This window comes from Nocardia sp. NRRL S-836 (assembly GCF_001279525.1).
Lineage (GTDB): Bacteria > Actinomycetota > Actinomycetes > Mycobacteriales > Pseudonocardiaceae > Lentzea.
On record NZ_LGDY01000095.1, the window covers coordinates 100,002 to 117,115 of the forward strand.

A 17,114-nucleotide genomic window follows, 5' to 3' on the forward strand; every position below is an offset into this window, starting at 1 on the left:
CTGGGCTCCTACAGCTGGGTCCAGTCGAGCACCGGCGCCGCGAAGTCGCGGATGGACGCCAGCAGCCCGAGCCGGGCCGCCTTCACGTGCTCGTCCTCGGCCATCACGAGCACCTCGTCGAAGAACGTGTTGACCGGCCCGGTCAGCCCTTCGGCGGCGGTGACGAACGCCGCCAGGCCGGTGACGTCCCGCGGGACGGCGGCGAACGCCTCGTGCAGCGCCACCTCCGCCGGCTCGGAGAGCACCGAGGCGTCGTAGGAGGGCGCCACGGCGGGCGGCACGATCCGGCGCACCCGCTGCAGCGCGGCCGTCAGCGCGTCGAACGACTCGTTGCCCGCCAGCGACTCCAGCTGCGCGAGCGTCTCGTCGGCCAGCACCGGCGAGTCGGCCAGCGGCAGCACCGCCTGCACGAACCGGTGCTCGTGACCGGCGTCGAGCAACGCCTGCTCGTAGCGGCGGACGGCGAACTCCCGTGCCGTCTCCAGCGCCTCCGCCGACACGTCGAGGCCTTCGGCCGCAAGGGAAAGCGCGACCGGCAGGGTGATCGCCCGCAGGTCCGGGAACGCGCGCAGCACCGTGACGGCACCGAGGGCCGCGCGGCGCAGGCCGAACGGGTCGGACGAACCGGTCGGCTGCGCACCGATGCCGAACAGACCCGCCAGCAGGTCGAACCGGTCCGCCAGCGAGAGCAGCGCGCCGGGCACCGACGACGGCAGCGCGTCACCGGCCGAGCGCGGGAGCTCCATCTCCCACAACGCCTGCGCGACCTCCGGGGTCTCCCCCGCCCGTGCCGCGTACTCCTTGGCCATCACACCGGCCAGCGACGACAGCTCGATCACCATCTGCGAGCCGAGGTCGAACTTCGCGAGCTGCCCCGCGCGCTCCAGCGTCTCGCGGTCGACCTCGACCACCGACGCGAACCGGCCGGCCAGCGCCGCGATGCGGCCCGCGCGGTCCGCCATCGAACCGAGCTTGTCCGCGAACGTCAGCTTCGCCAGGCCCGCCTTCATCTCCTCCAGCGGCGTCTTGAGGTCCGCACGCCAGAAGAACGCCGCGTCCTCGTACCGCGCGCGCAGCACGGCCTCATTGCCCGCGCGGACCAGGTCCGCGTCGACGGACCCGTTCGCCACGGCCACGAAGTGCGGCAGCAGCGCGCCGTCGGCGGAGCGGACCGGGAGGTAGCGCTGGTGCTTGCGCATCACGGTGGTGAGGATCTGGCCGGGCAGCTCCAGGTACCGCTGTTCGAACGAGCCGAGGATCGGCGTCGGCCACTCGACCAGGTTCGTCACCTCGTCCAGCAGGCCGTCGACCTCGACGACGCCGCCGACCGAGGCCGCGAGCTCCTGCGCCGCCGCCACGATCGCGGCCGAGCGCGCCGCCGCGTCGACCTGGATGCCGTGCGACGACAGGAACTCCGGGTAACCGTCCGCGGTGGACACCTCCACGACCGGCGCGTCCGCCGTGCGGTGCACGCGCGTGACCGTGCCGGAGGCCAGCGCCGACACCGCGACGGGCACCGGCGTGGAGCCGAGCAGGGCGAGCAGCCAGCGGATCGGCCGGGTGAACGACAGCTTCGGGTCGTTCCACTTCATGTTCTTCTCGGCGCGCAGGTCGGACACGACCTCGCCGAGCAGCCCGCTGAGCACCTCGACGGCACCGCGGCCCGCATCGGTCCTGGTCAGCGCCACGAACTCGACGCCGTTCTCCTCGACCCGGCCCAGCGCGGAGACCTCGGCGCCCTGGCCGCGCGCGAAGCCCTGCACGGCCTTCGTCGGGTTGCCCTCGGCGTCGAACGCGGCGGAGACCCGCGGGCCGCGCACCGTGCGCTCGGCGTCCGGCTCCCGCGGCGACACCTCGGGCACCAGCACGACGATCCGGCGCGGCGTGCCGTGCACGGTCACCTCGCCGTGCGTCAGCCGCGTCGCACCGAGCTTCGCCGTCACCGCCGCGCGCACCGCGTCCACGGTCCGCAGCACCTCGGCCGGCGGCAGCTCCTCCGTGCCGATCTCGAACAGCAGCGTCGCCGGCGCGGTCACGTCCGCGAAGGACGACGGCTTGGCGACGGCGGCGGGTGCCTCGGCCACGCCGAGCGGGTGCCCGAGCTCGGCCCGGCGCTCCGCCCACAGGCCGGCGACCTCGCGGGCCAGGCCCCGCATCCGGCCGAACGCACGCGCGCGCTCGGTCGTGGAGATCGAGCCGCGCGCGTCGAGCACGTTGAAGATGTGCGAGCACTTCAGCACGAAGCTGTGCGCGGGCACGGGCAGCCGGGCGTCGAGCATCCGGCGGGCCTCGGCGGCGAACTCCTCGAAGAGGCGCTTGTTCGCCTCCACGTCCGCGTCGTCGAGGTAGTACCGCGACATCTCGTACTCGGACTGGCCGAACGCCTCGCCGTAGGAGATGCCGGGCGCGTAGGCGATCTTCTTGAAGTGGTCGACGCCCTGCAGCGCCATCATGATCCGCTCGATGCCGTAGGTGATCTCCACCGACACCGGGTCGAGCGTCATGCCGCCGGCCTGCTGGAAGTAGGTGAACTGGGTGATCTCCAGGCCGTCGAGCCAGACCTCCCAGCCCAGGCCCCAGGCACCGAGCGCGGGCGAGGCCCAGTTGTCCTCGACGAACCGCACGTCGTGGGCCCGCACGTCGATGCCCAGCGCCTCCAGCGAGCCCAGGTAGAGCTCCTGCGGGTCGCCGGGGTCGGGCTTGAGGATCACCTGGAACTGCGTGTGGGTCTGCAGCCGGTTGGGGTTCTCGCCGTAACGGGCGTCGTCGGGGCGCACGGAGGGCTCCACGTACGCGACGCGCCACGGCTCGGGACCGAGCACCCGCAGCACGGTCGCCGGGTTCAGCGTCCCGGCTCCGACCTCGGTGTTGAAGGGCTGCACGACGAGGCAGCCCCGATCGGTCCAGTACTTGGTCAGCGCGAGCAGCGCGTCCTGCATCGTCAACACGGCCGCAAGTCTACGAAGCGGACAAAACCCCTGGTCACGGGGCCTGCATCGGGTGGCGTTCGCCACTGTGTCACGCTACGCACAACCAGGTGGGGAGTCACCACGTCTACTTGGGGTACCCGCATGTGCCGAGAGGAGTGGGTGTGGACAACCGGCCGCCGCGGCCAGGAGAGCCGAACAGGTCTCCTCGGCGACCCAGCGCCACCCCGCGCCCGCCCGCGGGGCAGCCCCGCCGCCCCCAGGACTCGCCACGCGGCTCCGAACCGCCCCGCAGGGACCCGCGCCCGCAGCCGAACCGGGCGGAGCCCCCGAAGCGGCCCGACGCCGTGAAGCGCCAGGAACCGCCCAAGCGGCCGGAACCACCCCGCCGCACCGAGCCGTCCCCGCGCGCGGAACCACCGCGGCGCGGCACGCCGGCCGGACGCGGCGAGCCCGCGCGCCGCGCCGAGCCGCAGCGGCTCGAACCGGGCCGCGCCACGTCGTCCGGTCCGCGCCCGCGTGCGGTGGCCGACCGCCCCACGGTCCGCACGACCCCGGCGAAGCCCGCCGCGGCCGCCAAGCCGCCGCAGCGACCCGCCCAGCGCCCGCGTCCGCCCGCACGCAGGCCCAGCGCCACCCAGCGCGGCGCGTCGACCGGCGCCAAGGTCTTCGTGAGCCTGCTGTCGGCGATCGTCCTGCTGGTCACGGGCATCGCCTGGAAGAACCTGAACGCGCTGACCGACGGCCTCACCAAGCAGGACCTGAACCTGGCCGACGCGGGCGAGAAGCCCGCCGACGGCGCGGTCGACATCCTGCTGGTCGGCATGGACAGCCGCACCGACTCCAAGGGCAACCCGCTGCCGCAGAACATCCTGAACGAGCTGCAGGCGGGCGGCAGCGACGACGGCGGTTTCAACACCGACACCCTCATCCTGCTGCACATCCCGAACGACAGCGGCAAGGCCTACGCCGTGTCGTTCCCCCGCGACTCCTACGTGAAGATCGCGGGTGGCTTCGGCCGGCACAAGATCAACTCTGCCTACGGTTACGCCAAGGGTCAAGCCGCGGAGAAGCTGAAGGGCAGCGGCAAGAGCGCGGCCGAGGTCGAGATGGAGTCGCGCAAGACCGGCGCGAACAACCTCATCGAGACCATCCAGAACCTGACCGACGTGAAGATCGACCACTACGCCGAGGTCAACCTGGTCGGCTTCTACGAGATCACCAAGGCCATCGGCGGCATCGACGTGTGCCTGAACGGCCCGGTCCGCGACAGCTTTTCCGGCGCGAACTTCAAGGCGGGCCCGCAGACCATCGAGGGCAAGAACGCGCTGGCGTTCGTCCGCCAGCGCCACGGCCTGCCGATGGGCGACCTGGACCGCGTCGTCCGCCAGCAGGTGTTCATGGCGGGCCTGGCGAAGAAGATGCTCTCCGCGGGCGTCCTCACCGACAGCACCAAGCGCAACGACATGATCAAGGCCGTGTCCGGCGCGATCGTCCTCGACAACGGCTGGGACATCACGAAGTTCGCGCTGCAGATGAAGGACATGACCGGCGGGAACATGACGTTCCAGACCATCCCGACCGGCAACCCCGACCTGCAGACCCCGGAGGACGGCAGCGCGGTCGAGGTGAAGGAGAACGAGGTCCGCAAGTTCGTGAAGGCCCTCGGCAAGGCCCCCACGACCTCCGAGGCCCCCGACCCCGGCATCAACAACGCCTCGGTGACCGTCGACGTCCGCAACGCCTCCGGCGTCCCCGGCCTCGCGGGCCAGGTCCTGCAGTCCCTGACCGCGAAGGGCTTCGTGGCGGGCCAGGCGGGCAACTCCGACTCGCTGGCCACCTCCGTCGTCCGCTACGCCAAGGGCGGCGAGGCCGCAGCCAAGGCCGTCGAGCAGGCCCTCGGCGGCCTGGAGACCGAGGAGGACGTCAACCTCCCCACCGGCCGCGTCCGCGTCTTCCTCGGCTCGGACTACTCCGGCCCCGGCTCGCAGGGCTTCACCGGCACCCCGCTGCTCGCCCTGGACGGCGCCCGCCGGCAACCGGCCCAGCAGCCCGCACCCATCTCCGCGGACGGCGTGCGCTGCGTGAACTGATACTCAGAGTAGAGATCTATACCCCGTTCGGGGGATGTTGGCCGTAAGTTGCGTAAGCGGCGAAGCACTGGCGCCTTCCATCACCGTGAGACCCGCTCATGGGGTGGAGGAAACCGGTGACCACTGCGACAGGCCACATCGACACAGCCGCGTACCAGCGCGTGCTCGGTGACGAGATCCGCAGCCTTCGCAAGCAGCGCGGCTGGACTCGGAAAGAACTGAACAAGCGCTTGCAGACGGAGATCTCCCTGCAGACCCTGGCGACCTACGAGCTGGGCACCCGCCAGTGCTCGGTGGTCCGCCTGGTCGAGATCTGCCACGCGCTCGACGTCCCCGCACACGAGGTCCTGGCTCGCGTGCACGAACGCTTCTTCGGCGACACCCCGGCAGGCCACGTGACGCTGAACCTGTCCCTGGTGGCCGCGACGGACAACCCGCGCCTGGCTCCGCTGCGCCGCTGGGCGGCGGGCCGCCTGCACGCCCTGCCCCCCGGCGCCTCGCCGGAGGTGCACCTGGACCTGGCCGCCCTGGACAACATGGCGCAGCTCTGCCAGCTGCCGGCGGCAGACCTGCTCCGCACGTTGCGGTCCATGACGCGGTGAACGCGATCCGCTCGTTGTACCGAACCCGGTTCACCTCACCGAAACCACCGCCCGGGAAGGGTTACCCGGCCACGCCGGTAGCATCGCCGGGGTGAACGATTCCCCCGCCCGCCTCCCCCTGCGCACCGCGGCCGCCGTGAAGCTGGGCAACCTGAGCTCCACGCTGTCCCAGAAGATGGGTCTCGGCGCAGGCGGCATGATCGGTGGCCGAGTCGCCCTCAAGCTCGACCCGCAGGCGCTCAACCGCCTCACGGCCGGCCGGAAGGTCGCCGTCGTCACCGGCACGAACGGCAAGACGACCAGCACGATGATGCTGGCCCGCGCGGTCGGGGCACTGGGTGAGGTCGCCACGAACCACAGCGGCGCGAACATGCCCGACGGCCACGTGACGGCGCTGTCGAAGCAGCCGGACGCGCCGTACGCCGTGCTGGAGTGCGACGAGGGCTACTTCCCCGCCGTGTCCGGTGCCAGCCACCCGGCCGTGGCGATGATCCTGAACCTCAGCCGCGACCAGCTCGACCGGGTCGGCGAGGTGCGGACCATCGAGCGCAGCATCCGCGACTCGATCAACCGGTTGCAGAACTGCACGATCGTCGCGAACTGCGACGACGTGATGGTGACCAGCGCCGCGAAGGACGCGAAGAACGTCATCTGGGTGGCGACCGGCACCAGCTGGCACCAGGACAGCGCGAGCTGCCCGCGGTGCGGCGACCCGATCCGCTGGCAGGGCGAGCACTGGCACTGCACGAACTGCGACCTGGCCCGGCCGCACCCGACGTGGATCACCGCGGACGAGGCGATGATCACGCCGGAGCACCGCAAGGTGGAGCTGCGGCTGACGTTGCCGGGCAAGTTCAACCAGGCGAACGCCGTCATGGCCACCGCGGCCGCGCACACCCTGGGTGTGCCGGTCGACGAGGCGGTGCGCCGTTTGCGTGGCGTGAGCAACGTCAGCGGCCGGTACCGCACGATCCAGCGCAACGGCCGCAGCGCGCGCCTGCTGCTGAGCAAGAACCCGGCCGGCTGGAGCGAGACGCTCACCGTGGTCAGGGAGGCCCACCACCCGGCCGTCCTGGTCATCAACGCCCAGGAGGCCGACGGCCGCGACCTGAGCTGGCTGTGGGACGTCCCGTTCGAGAAGCTCCAGGGCCGCCGGGTGATCGCGTCCGGTGAGCGTGCCAGCGACCTGGCCGTGCGCCTGACCTACGCCGAGGTGGAGCACACCATCGTCAAAGACCCGTTGAAGGCCATCGACCAGCTGCCGGCCGGCGCTGTCGAGGTCATCGCCAACTACACCGCGTTCCGCGACTTGAATGCCAGGGCTGCCGCTGATGAGTGAGTCGACCGTCCAGATCGCACTCGTGCTGCCGGATCTCCTCGGCACGTACGGGGACTTCGGCAACGCCGTGGTGCTCGAGAAGCGCATGGCGTGGCGCGGCATCAAGGCCGAGATCCTGCCGATCAACTACGGCCAGCCGGTGCCCGACTCGTGCGACATCTACGTCGTCGGCGGCGGCGAGGACACCGCCCAGACGCTGGCGGTCAAGCACCTGCGCGAGCACCCCGGCCTGCAGCGCGCCGTCACGAAGGGCGCCGTCGTGCTGGGCGTCTGCGCGGGCATCCAGATCTTCGGCGAGAGCTTCACCCGCGCCGACAACGTGACGCACCCCGGCATGGGCCTGATCGACTCGACCTCGCACGCCGGTGGCAGCCGTGCCATCGGCGAGGTGCTGGCCGAGCCGGCGGACGGCCTGTTCTCCGGCGTGCTGACCGGTTTCGAGAACCACCAGGGCCGCACGGTCCTCGGTCCGTCGGCGCGGCCGCTCGCGCACGTGAAGGTCGGCACCGGCAACGATGGCAGCGTCGAGGGCGCGGTGCAGGGCCGGATCGTGTGCACCTACCTGCACGGCCCGGTGCTGCCGCGCAACCCGCAGCTCGCCGACATGCTGATCGAGTGGGCCACCGGCACGAAGGTCGCGCCGCTGGACCTGCCCGCCGTCACGCAGATGCGTTCCGAGCGGGTCAAAGCGGCTTCCTGACCGGGCTTCAGGGGTGTGACAGGACCCGTTCCGCCACACCCGGCCAGATCACGGCCATCACGTAGTCGGTCGCGAGCGCGGGTCCCACCGAGGGCCTGCGCTCGCACCACACGGCCAGCCGTTCACACGCGCCCACCACGATCTCCGCGAACGCCTCGGCCTCCAGCGGGTCGATGCCCGGCGCGAACGACGCCAGCACCGAGCCGATCATGTCGGTCTGCTGCTGCCGGATCCCCTCGACCTCCTCCTGCGCCGACGGCACCGCGATCGCCGCCTCCTGCCGCAGCAGCGCCCACGAGCGCTGGTGGTCGACGATGAACTCGAAGAACGCCAGCAGGCCCAGCCGCAGGAACTCCTCCGGGCCCGTCGCGCCCGCGATGGCCTGCGCGGTCTTCTCCCGCAGCTCGGCGCGTGCCCGGTGGATGCAGCCGATCAGCAGCCCCTCCTTGGACCCGAAGTACTCGTAGAGCATCGGTTTGGAGACGCCGCAGCGTTCGGCGATCTCGTCCATCGAGGTGGCGAGGTACCCCTGCTCCGCGAAGATCTCTTCGGCGACGGTCAGCATCTGGGCCATGCGCTGCGCCTTGGGCATGCGGCGCCGTGGAGCGGTCACGGGAACGGAGTCTACCGCTCGTAACTTACTTCGAGTAACCTACTGCGAAGTAGCCAAGCGAGTGGAGGGTGTCCCCATGCACCGAGAGACGAAAGTGCTCGTCATCGGCACCGGCTTCTCCGGCCTCGGGATGGCCGTCGAGCTGAAGCGGCGCGGCGAGCACGACTTCATGGTGCTCGAGAAGGCGAGCGACCTCGGTGGCACCTGGCGGGACAACTCCTACCCCGGCTGCGCGTGCGACGTGCCGTCGCACATGTACTCGTTCTCGTTCGAGCTGAACCCGCGCTGGTCGCGGATGTTCGCCCAGCAGGGCGAGATCTGGGACTACCTGCGGCGGGTCGCCGACAAGTACCGGCTGCGGCCGCACATCCGCTTCGACACCAAGGTGTCCGGTGCACGGTGGGACGACGACGCCAAGCGCTGGCACGTCACGACCGAGCAGGGCGACACCTACACCGCCCGGGCGCTGGTCGCGGGCGTCGGCGCGTTGCACATCCCGAACGTGCCGGAGCTGCCGGGCATCGAGAACTTCACCGGCAGGACGTTCCACAGCGCCCAGTGGGACCACGACTACGACCTGACCGGCAAGCGCGTCGCCGTGGTGGGCACCGGCGCGTCGGCGATCCAGTTCGTGCCGAAGATCGCCGGGCAGGTCGGTTCGCTGAAGATCTTCCAGCGCACGCCGCCGTGGGTCATGCCCAAGGCCGACCGGGAGATCAGGGGCTGGGAGCAGAAGCTGTTCCGCGCCCTGCCGTTCACCCAGCGGCTGTACCGCGACCTCGTGTACTGGACCCGCGAGTCGTCCGCGCTGGGCTTCGCGGTGAACCCGAAGATCATGCAGCTCGCGCAGGGCATCGCCTTGCGGCACATGAAGAAGCAGGTGCCGGACCCGAAGCTGCGCAAGGCGTTGAAGCCCGACTACACCATGGGCTGCAAGCGCGTGCTGATCTCCAACGACTACTACCCGGCGCTGACGCGGCCCAACGTGGACCTGGTGACGGACAAGATCTCCGAGGTGCGCGAGAAGTCCATCGTGGACAGTTCCGGGGTCGAGCACGAGGTCGACGCCATCATCTACGGCACCGGCTTCCACGTCGTGGACTCGTTCGACTACCTGGACATCCAGGGCAGGGGCGGCGTCGACCTCGCCAAGAAGTGGCGCGAGGAGGGCATCGAGACCTACTACGGCATCACGGTGTCCGGCTTCCCCAACCTGTTCTTCCTGCTGGGCCCCAACACCGGGCTCGGGCACAACTCGGTGGTGTTCATGATCGAGTCGCAGATCCGGTACGTGTCGCAGTGCCTGCGGCTCCTCGACCGGCACCGCGCGGCGGAGCTGGACGTGCGGCCGGAGGCCCAGCGGGAGTTCAACCGCGAGCTGCAGGGCAAGCTCACCAGGGGCGTGTGGACCCAGGGCGGCTGCAAGAGCTGGTACCTCGACGCGCAGGGCGTGAACCGCACCGTCTGGCCGGGCTTCACCTGGCGGTACTGGATGCGGACCAAGCGCGTGCGCGCCGAGGACTACGTGCTCACCGCGGCCAAGCGGGCTACGGCTTCACGATGACCTTGAGGGCGGTCCGCTCGTCCATCACCCGGTACCCCTCGGCGACGTCGGCGAGCGGCACCGTCCGGTCGAACACGGGACCGGGGTCGATCCGCCCGGCGAGCACGTCGGCCAGCAGCTCGGGCAGGTAGGCGCGCGCGGGCGCGACGCCGCCGCCGATGGTGATGTTGCGGCCGAACAGCTTGCCCAGCGGCAGCCCTGGCATCTCGTGCGGCACGCCGACGTACCCGATCCGGCCGCCGTCGCGCACGATCCCCATCGCGGTCTCCCACGACTGCTCCGTGCCGACGCATTCGAGCACCGCCGACGCCCCGAGCCCGCCGGTCAGCTCCCTGACCCGCTCGACCGCCGCCTCGCCCCGCTCGGCCACCTGGTCGGTCGCACCGAAGAGCTTCGCGACCTTGGCGCGGTCCTCGTGCCGCCCCAGCGCGATGATCCGCTCGGCACCGAGCCGCTTGGCCGCCAGCACCCCGCACAGCCCGACCGCGCCGTCGCCCACCACGGCCACGGTGCTGCCCGGCTGCACACCCGCGCCGATGGCCGCGTGGTGCCCGGTGCCCATGACGTCGCTCAGGCTGAGGAACGCGGGCAGCAGCTCCGCCGGCGCGTCAGCGGGCACGCGCACCAGCGTCCCGTCGGCCTGCGGCACCCGCACGGCCTCGCCCTGCCCGCCGTCGGACCCCTTCGCACCCCAGAACCCGCCGTTGAGGCACGACGTCTGCAGCCCGGCCTGGCAGTACGCGCACGTGCCGTCGCTCCACACGAACGGCGCGATGACCCGGTCGCCGACCTGGACGCTCTTCACGTCCGCGCCGACCTCCTCGACGATGCCGAGGAACTCGTGCCCGATCCGCTGCCCGCCCTCGCGCTTGGCCACGCCCCGGTACGCCCACAGGTCGCTGCCGCAGATGCAGGCCAGCTCGACCCGGACCACGACGTCGCTCGCGTCCTTGATCGCCGCGTCCGGCACGTCCTCGACGCGGATGTCACGGGTGCCGTAGATCGTCGTAGCCCGCACCAGGCTCCTCCTTCTGCCTCGTTTCGCCCAACCGTCACATGGTGCTCCCGCGGTGCCGGTCGCGCCGAACCAGGACGCTGTGGAATTGGTTACGCCCGCATACGATCGAGCGCGTGCTGATCAACAGCCTCGTGCAGGCCCGCGGTGTCCGCTATGCGACAGCTTCCCGGTTCACCGAACCCGAACCACTGCCCTGGGACGGCACGATCGACGCCACCCGGCGCGGCCCGGCCTGCCCGCAGCCGCCGTCGTCGCTGGCCTCGGTGGTCGGCAACTCGGTCGAGGGCCTGTCGTTCGACGAGCACTGCCAGGTGCTGAGCGTGACGGCACCGGCCGACGCCAAGGACCTGCCGGTGATGGTGTGGTTCCACGGCGGCGCGTACGTGACGGGCAGCGGCGAGTCGGCGAAGTACGACGCGACCCTGCTGGCCGCGCACGGCGTCGTGGTCGTGAGCGTGAGCTACCGCCTCGGCGTCTTCGGCTACCTGCGCGACAACCTGGGCCTGCTCGACCAGCTCGCCGCGCTGCGGTGGGTGCGGGACAACATCACCGCGTTCGGCGGCGACCCGGCGAACGTGACCGCCTTCGGCCAGTCCGCGGGCGCCGACTCGGTGTACGCGCTGCTGGTCACCGACACCGAAGACCTGTTCCACCGCGCGATCCTGCAGAGCGCCCCGCTGGGCACCCGCAGCCCCGACCGCCCGGACATGACGGCGGCCCTGCGCGAACTCGTCTCCGTCGACGCCACCACGCCGGTGCCCGACGTGCTGGCCGCCCAGCAGCACGCCATCGTCGAGCTGGGCCCCCGCTTCTCCCCGTCGGGCAGCATGCCGTTCGGCCCGGAACTGGCCACGGCCGACCTGTCCGCGGCCGCCACCCGCGTGGAACTGCTCGTCGGCCACACCCAGGACGACGGCAGCCCGTACGTGGCCGCCCACCCGGAGGCCTGGGCCATGGTGACCGACCTCGTCTTCGCCGACCCCGCCCGCCGCCTTGCCGCCGACTGGGCCACCGCTGGCGGCAAGGCCGCCACCTACAACTTCAGGTGGTCCCCCGAGGGCGCTCCGCTGGGCGCGTGCCACTGCATCGAGCTGCCGTTCCTGTTCGACCCGGACGCCTGGACCGGCGCGGGCATGCTCGCCGGGCACGCACCCGACCCGGCGCTGGCACAGGTCATGCGGCGCACGTGGACCGACTTCGCGCGAAACGGGATCGACGCGCTTCCGTCGCGTGAGCTCGAGTTCGGCGGATGAGCGACCGGGAACGCCTGCGCGGCACGTTCGGCACCGACGCGGCCCGCTACCACCGGGCCCGTCCCACCTATCCCCCTGAACTCTTCGACGCGCTGCACGGCCCGCGCATCCTGGAGATCGGCCCCGGCACCGGCCAGGCCACGCTGCCGCTGACCGCGCTGGGCGAGGTCACCGCGGTCGAGCTGAGCCCCGACCTGGCCGCGGTCGCCCGCGAGCACGCGCCACGGGCGCACGTCGTGGTCGCGGACTTCGACGTGTGGGAGCCGACCGGCCGGTTCGACCTCGTCGTGTCCGCGACGGCGTTCCACTGGCTCGACCCGAGCACTCGCATGGCGAGGTGCGCACGGGCGCTGCGCACGGGCGGCACGCTCGCCGTGATCTCAACGCACCACATCGCAGGCGGTACCGAACAGTTCTTCGTCGACGTTCAGGAGATCTACGAGCGGTGGGACCCGGCCACGCCGCCGGGCCTGCGCCTCTCGCCGGCCGACGCCGTCCCGCACGAGTTCGACCCCAGCGAGCACTTCGGCCCGCCGGTGTTCCGCAGGTACGAGTGGGAGCAGGCCTACGACACCGACGCATACGCCGACCTGCTCCTCACGTACTCGAACCACATCGTGCTGCCGCACCGCGACGAGCTGGTCGCGGACATCCGGCGGCTCGTGGACACCCGCTACGGCGGCCGGGTCGTCAAGCGGTACCTGACCCAGCTCGCCACCGCGGTGACCGTCACGCGCAGGTGATGCGCGGCGAGGCCCAGTCGCCGTGGTCGGAGTTGATGCCGTCACCGGCGTCGGTCAGCACGAGCCGCAGGGTCTGCGCGCCCGTCAACGACGCCGTGAGCCGCGCCGGTGCCGGTCAACGGTCCCGAGTCGGCCGCCTAAGCGTCGTCGGCGAAGACCTGGAACACCACCGAGCCCCTGCCGGGCGCGACCTCGTCGTCCACCCCCACGTCCACGGTGAGCGACGAGCACTTGTCGACGAAGATGTCGGCGATGCCCTTGACCATCGCCTCGTTGAACTCGGCGCGGCACGCGGTGGTGTTCCAGTTGTTGAAGCCCATCGGCGGGGTGAGGGCCAGACCGTCCGGTAAGGCCGATGCGGCCGGTGTGGTCAGGACCGCGCCGGCGACCGTGGTCAGCACGGCCAGAGCGAGGGTGCGCATGGGGCTTTCCTTTCCGAGCATCACGCGGGAAGACCCCGCGGCTTGCCGGGGTCGTGGCGACGGCTTCGTGGGCGGCGGCCTCGTGGAGCACGTTCAAGAGCAGCAAACGGCGCCCTGGACGGGTGATCAGGCGAGTGAGCGGTGGCCATCGGCTTCCTGTCGGAAACCTGAAGACCGGAGCCGAAGGCTGTTGCCACAGCCGCATACATCCGATGACGCGGTCTTTTTCCGGTCGCGCTATCCGTTGACGCAGCCACGCGAGCCATCACGGCGGCTGGCGCACCTCTGATGGAAACCCAGCTGCACAGGGTCATGGCCGACTCCTCGCTCGCGCGTGACGACAGCACTCGTCCTGCTGCACGGCGGAGCAGCCTGGTCCAGACAACTCCAAAAGGTAGGAGTTCTGGGGCGCGTCGCGCAAGAGCCGACCAAACACAACACGACCCGACAACCGGGTGCTGGTGCCCCTGCGGGTAGGGCAAACCGCCTAGGATGTCCCGCCAGAGGGGCGGGGAACACGCACGAGCCGTGCCCTTGCACAAGGAGGTGGCATGGCCGTGTCGACAGCGGCGCTCAACGAGGGCAGGGTCCCCCAGCGGGGCCGTCCTCGCGACGCCAGCAGGGACGACGCATTACGTCAGGCAGCGCTCGAAGTGATGGCCGAGGTCGGATACCGGGCCCTCACGATGGACGCGGTGGCCGCACGCGCCAGAGCGGGCAAGGCCACGATCTACCGGCGCTGGGAGTCCAAGCTCGATCTGGTGATCGACACGTGCACCCAGCTCGCGTCGCAGAACCTCGGCGCGCCCGACACCGGCTCGCTCGCCGGTGACCTGCGCGAGTTCCTTTCGTCGTTCGCCGCGTTCCTGTCCGGGCCGATCGGCAAGGCCGCCCAGGCGCTCGTGGGCGAACTGCCGCACGAGCCGGAGCTGGCGGCGGCGTTCCGGGAGACGTTCCTGATCTCGCAGCGCGACGTGCTGCGCGGGATCCTCGACCGCGCGGCCGACCGGGGCGAGCTCAGGGCCGACGCCCCGCGCGGCATGGCGGTCGAGATCGCGGGAGCGGCGTTGATCTACCGGCTGATGCTCACCGGCGACCCGCTCGACGAGCCGTTCGTGGAGAAGGTCGTCGAGCAGGTCCTCCTGCCGTTGGTGCACGCCTAGCGAGCTCTAGCGGAACAGTTTGCGCACCAGGGCGAAGCCGACCACGGCGCCGACCGCGATCAGCGTGTACTTGACCTTGGGCTGGCTCAGCGTGGCCAGCACGGACGAGCGACCCTGCTCGACGAGCTTCTGCGGGTTCGCTCGTTCGCCGAGCTCGTCCAGGGTGGCGGCCAGCGCGGCACGAGCCTGTTCGATCTCGCGCTGGATGGTGTCGGGATCGCGTGCCACATGTCCTCCTAGCAGCGGTTCTGGCAGTCACCGTAGTGGACGGACGGCGCGGGGGCTTCGAGCGACCCACGTGCGCCCCGAGAGAGCGAGTACATGAAGGAGCTATAGGCTTCCACGCGAGGGGTCGTAGCCCAATTGGCAGAGGCACTGGGTTTAGGTCCCAGCCAGTGGGGGTTCGAGTCCCCCCGACCTCACGTAGCTGCGCTTTTGTGGTGTTCGCCGCCGCGGCCGGCCCGCGGCGGACCGCCATCCGGTTAGCCGGCGGAGGTCCCTTCGCGAGGTGCCGCATCCCACTGTCAGCGCCTCACTGTCAGCGGCCCGCTGTCAGTGGTCCACCGTCAGCGCCTTACTGTCAGCGCCTGACTGTCAGCGGCCCGATCTCACCGGCGCGGCCGGTCGCCACGGCCCGGCGCCGGCGAACCAGCCCGCGACCCGCGCCGTGACGGCGTCGGTCTCCCGGTGTTCGGCGAGTCTTTCCCTGCCGTACAACCGGACCGACTCCAGCTGCGTGAACCGGCCGGCGCCGGAGGAGGTCAGCAGCGACTTCGACACGAGCGCCGACAGCAGCGCCAGCACCCGGTCGGCGGGCAGGCCGCACGCCGCGACCGCCACGTCGACGCCGAACCCGCCGGGGACCAGCGCGAGGCTGCGGAACACGTGCCGTTCGTCCGCGTCGAGGTGGTCGTAGCTCCACCCGATGGCCGCGCGCAGGCTCTGGTGGCGTGCGGCGGCGGTCCGGTTGCCGCGGTTGAGCAGCTCCAGGCGGTCGTCCGAGCGGGCCAGGAGCTCGCTGACGGGCAGCACGGTCGTCAGCCGGGCGGCGAGCTCGATCGCGAGCGGAAGGCCGTCCAAGCGCGTGCAGAGCCCGTTGAGGGCCTCGGGGTCGTGATGGGACGGCCGGAGGCCGAGCTGGGCCGCCTGCGCGCGGTCGGTGAACAGCTCGGCGGCGCGCGCGGCGGGCAGCGGCGGCACGGCGAACAGCACCTCGCCCGGCACCCGCAGCGGCTCGCGGCTCGTCGCGACCACCCGCACACCGGGGCAGCCCAGCAGCAGCGTCTCCAGCAACGCCGCGCAATGCCGGACGACGTGGTCGCAGTCGTCCAGCACCAAGACCAGCGCCCGGCCCGCCAGCGCACGCACCAGGGTGCCCAGCACCGGTTCGCCGTCGACCTCGCCGATGCCCAGCGCCATCGCGCACGCCCGCGGCACCTGGTCGCCGCTGGAGACGGACGCGAGCCCCACCCACCCGACTTCGGGCAGCTCGGCGGTGAGCTCCTTGGCCAGCCTGGTCTTCCCGACGCCGGGCGGCCCCGTCAGGGTGAGCACGCGGGCCCTGTCGCCGGCCACCACGAGCCGGTGCAGCTCCTCGTCGCGGCCGACGAAGCTGTCCAGCGCCTTCGGGGGCGCGGGCCTGGTCGACCGCTGCCGGTAGGCGCGTTGCCGGTAGGCGCGTTGCCGGCACGCGTTCGAGCAGTACCGGGCGTGTCTGCGGCGGGTGGTCGCGGCGCCGCACGTCGCGCACGTCGCCGCCTCGTCGGTCACCACCCGCATCGTAATCAGGCCGGTACCACCGGGAAAGCCCTTTCCGTGATGTGTAGACCAATGGCACGCAAGCGCGTGCACATCGGAGGTGTCGCCGCTGCGATCCAGTTGTCGGCGGGCTGACATGCGGTTGTCCGCCGTGCGGCGGCGTGCGGCAGGAGTGCTTGCCTCCGGTATGGCCGACGTTCGAGGTTCGGGCGTCGCGCTGGTGGGAAGCGGCTCACCGCTCGGTGCGACAGCGGATTTCGATCTCTGACCGAAGGGCCGTGGTCGCGCTCTCCGATGGCGTGTCGACGCTGTCCATGACGCGCGGCGGTGCCATTGTGGTGCGGTCGATGCCACTGGCGTGGTGACGGAAAGAGCGGATCTTTCTTCCGGCCTGCGGTTAGTGGGCCGGACCGACCGGCGCGTGGTCGAGCACTACGCCGCGGCGTCGGGCAAGCCCCGGCAACGACTGGTGGTGTACCGGGGAAAGCGTGGCGAAGTCCCGTCGGGACCACGAGAACCCGTTCGCGCAGACGGAAGCGGCCGCGGCGGAGCACCGGCACCCGGCGCTGTTCGAGCCGGCCGGCGTGTGCGCTGCCGGTCGAGTCCACTGTGGACGGCAGCGCTCCGGCACGCGACTGGTCCACACCGCGGGGTCGTCCGCGCATGCGATCTCTGCGCTCCAGGTTGCCGGCCCGCTCCGTCCCGCCGCGCGGGTTCCTGCCGCGCGCCTACTTGTCCCGTGCCCCTGCCACACGCCTTCCCACCCCGTGCTCCTGCCGCGCGCCGCCACTCCGCACTGCTGGCCCGCCTCGCACTCCTAGTCCGCGCCGCACCCCTGGCCCGCCTCGCACTCCCGGCCCGCCCCGCACTGCTGGCCCACTCCGCACCCCCGGCCCGCCCCCCGCCGGGATCACCGTCA

General features: G+C 71.4%; 15 protein-coding genes and 1 tRNA gene. 9 read left to right on the forward strand and 7 right to left on the reverse strand.

What is annotated here, in order from left to right; all coding sequences use genetic code 11:
- Window positions 1–8: 8 nt before the first annotated feature.
- Complete coding sequence (locus ADL03_RS18120; protein WP_053734655.1) at window positions 9–2,939, reverse strand: glycine--tRNA ligase; 2,931 nt, start codon at window positions 2,937–2,939, stop codon at window positions 9–11.
- A gap of 335 nt (window positions 2,940–3,274) precedes the next feature.
- Here ADL03_RS18120 and ADL03_RS18125 point away from each other — a divergent pair, with 335 nt between their 5' ends.
- The 4 genes from ADL03_RS18125 (at window position 3,275) to ADL03_RS18140 (ending at window position 7,661) form a co-directional block, all read left to right on the forward strand.
- Entirely contained in the window at window positions 3,275–5,020 is a 1,746-nt protein-coding gene (locus tag ADL03_RS18125) for an LCP family protein (RefSeq protein WP_197288431.1), read from the forward strand.
- Between the two features lie 116 nt (window positions 5,021–5,136).
- Complete coding sequence (locus ADL03_RS18130; protein WP_231641977.1) at window positions 5,137–5,622, forward strand: helix-turn-helix domain-containing protein; 486 nt, start codon at window positions 5,137–5,139, stop codon at window positions 5,620–5,622.
- A gap of 82 nt (window positions 5,623–5,704) precedes the next feature.
- Window positions 5,705–6,961 (forward strand): MurT ligase domain-containing protein, encoded by a 1,257-nt coding sequence (locus ADL03_RS18135; RefSeq protein WP_053734657.1) that lies wholly within the window; start codon window positions 5,705–5,707, stop codon window positions 6,959–6,961.
- Window positions 6,954–7,661: a type 1 glutamine amidotransferase gene (locus ADL03_RS18140; RefSeq protein WP_053734658.1), complete on the forward strand. Its 708-nt coding sequence runs from the start codon at window positions 6,954–6,956 to the stop codon at window positions 7,659–7,661. The genes ADL03_RS18135 and ADL03_RS18140 overlap by 8 nt, the downstream gene beginning before the upstream one ends.
- Window positions 7,662–7,668: 7 nt before the next feature.
- Here the strand turns inward: ADL03_RS18140 and ADL03_RS18145 are convergent, their stop codons facing one another.
- Window positions 7,669–8,274, reverse strand: a complete 606-nt coding sequence (locus ADL03_RS18145) for a TetR/AcrR family transcriptional regulator (protein WP_197288432.1) — start codon at window positions 8,272–8,274, stop codon at window positions 7,669–7,671.
- A 76-nt stretch (window positions 8,275–8,350) separates the two neighbouring features.
- On the opposite strand from ADL03_RS18145, the gene ADL03_RS18150 reads away from it, so the two are divergent.
- Entirely contained in the window at window positions 8,351–9,838 is a 1,488-nt protein-coding gene (locus tag ADL03_RS18150; RefSeq protein ID WP_053734659.1) for an NAD(P)/FAD-dependent oxidoreductase, read from the forward strand.
- On the opposite strand, the gene ADL03_RS18155 is transcribed toward ADL03_RS18150, so the two are convergent.
- A complete protein-coding gene (locus ADL03_RS18155) occupies window positions 9,822–10,856 on the reverse strand; it encodes a zinc-dependent alcohol dehydrogenase family protein (protein ID WP_053734660.1) in 1,035 nt (344 codons plus the stop codon). The genes ADL03_RS18150 and ADL03_RS18155 overlap by 17 nt on opposite strands.
- A 113-nt stretch (window positions 10,857–10,969) precedes the next feature.
- Between ADL03_RS18155 and ADL03_RS18160 the strand changes: the two genes are divergently transcribed.
- Both ADL03_RS18160 and ADL03_RS18165 read left to right on the forward strand, forming a co-directional pair.
- The gene (locus ADL03_RS18160) at window positions 10,970–12,109 is read left to right on the forward strand and encodes a carboxylesterase family protein (protein WP_231641979.1); all 1,140 of its coding nucleotides are present in this window, start codon (window positions 10,970–10,972) and stop codon (window positions 12,107–12,109) included.
- The gene (locus tag ADL03_RS18165; protein WP_053734661.1) at window positions 12,106–12,852 is read left to right on the forward strand and encodes a trans-aconitate 2-methyltransferase; all 747 of its coding nucleotides are present in this window, start codon (window positions 12,106–12,108) and stop codon (window positions 12,850–12,852) included. Before ADL03_RS18160 ends, ADL03_RS18165 begins: the two co-directional genes overlap by 4 nt.
- On the opposite strand, the gene ADL03_RS47145 is transcribed toward ADL03_RS18165, so the two are convergent.
- Together ADL03_RS47145 and ADL03_RS47150 are read right to left on the reverse strand one after the other, a co-directional pair.
- Window positions 12,839–12,940, reverse strand: a complete 102-nt coding sequence (locus tag ADL03_RS47145) for an NPCBM/NEW2 domain-containing protein (protein WP_157528876.1) — start codon at window positions 12,938–12,940, stop codon at window positions 12,839–12,841. The genes ADL03_RS18165 and ADL03_RS47145 overlap by 14 nt on opposite strands.
- 49 nt (window positions 12,941–12,989) lie before the next feature.
- Complete coding sequence (locus tag ADL03_RS47150) at window positions 12,990–13,274, reverse strand: NPCBM/NEW2 domain-containing protein (protein ID WP_053734662.1); 285 nt, start codon at window positions 13,272–13,274, stop codon at window positions 12,990–12,992.
- A gap of 551 nt (window positions 13,275–13,825) precedes the next feature.
- Here ADL03_RS47150 and ADL03_RS18175 point away from each other — a divergent pair.
- Window positions 13,826–14,437 carry a TetR/AcrR family transcriptional regulator gene (locus ADL03_RS18175; RefSeq protein ID WP_053734663.1) on the forward strand — a complete coding sequence of 204 codons (612 nt, stop codon included), beginning with the start codon at window positions 13,826–13,828 and terminating at the stop codon, window positions 14,435–14,437.
- 6 nt (window positions 14,438–14,443) lie between these two features.
- Here the strand turns inward: ADL03_RS18175 and ADL03_RS18180 are convergent, their stop codons facing one another.
- On the reverse strand, window positions 14,444–14,665 hold the full coding sequence (locus ADL03_RS18180; protein WP_053734664.1) for a DUF3618 domain-containing protein: 222 nt from the start codon (window positions 14,663–14,665) through the stop codon (window positions 14,444–14,446).
- 120 nt (window positions 14,666–14,785) lie between these two features.
- Between ADL03_RS18180 and ADL03_RS18185 the strand changes: the two genes are divergently transcribed.
- Window positions 14,786–14,859: transfer RNA gene (locus ADL03_RS18185), tRNA-Leu, on the forward strand.
- 172 nt (window positions 14,860–15,031) lie between these two features.
- Here ADL03_RS18185 and ADL03_RS18190 read toward each other — a convergent pair.
- Complete coding sequence (locus tag ADL03_RS18190; protein WP_197288433.1) at window positions 15,032–16,207, reverse strand: AAA family ATPase; 1,176 nt, start codon at window positions 16,205–16,207, stop codon at window positions 15,032–15,034.
- Between the last annotated feature and the right edge of the window lie 907 nt (window positions 16,208–17,114).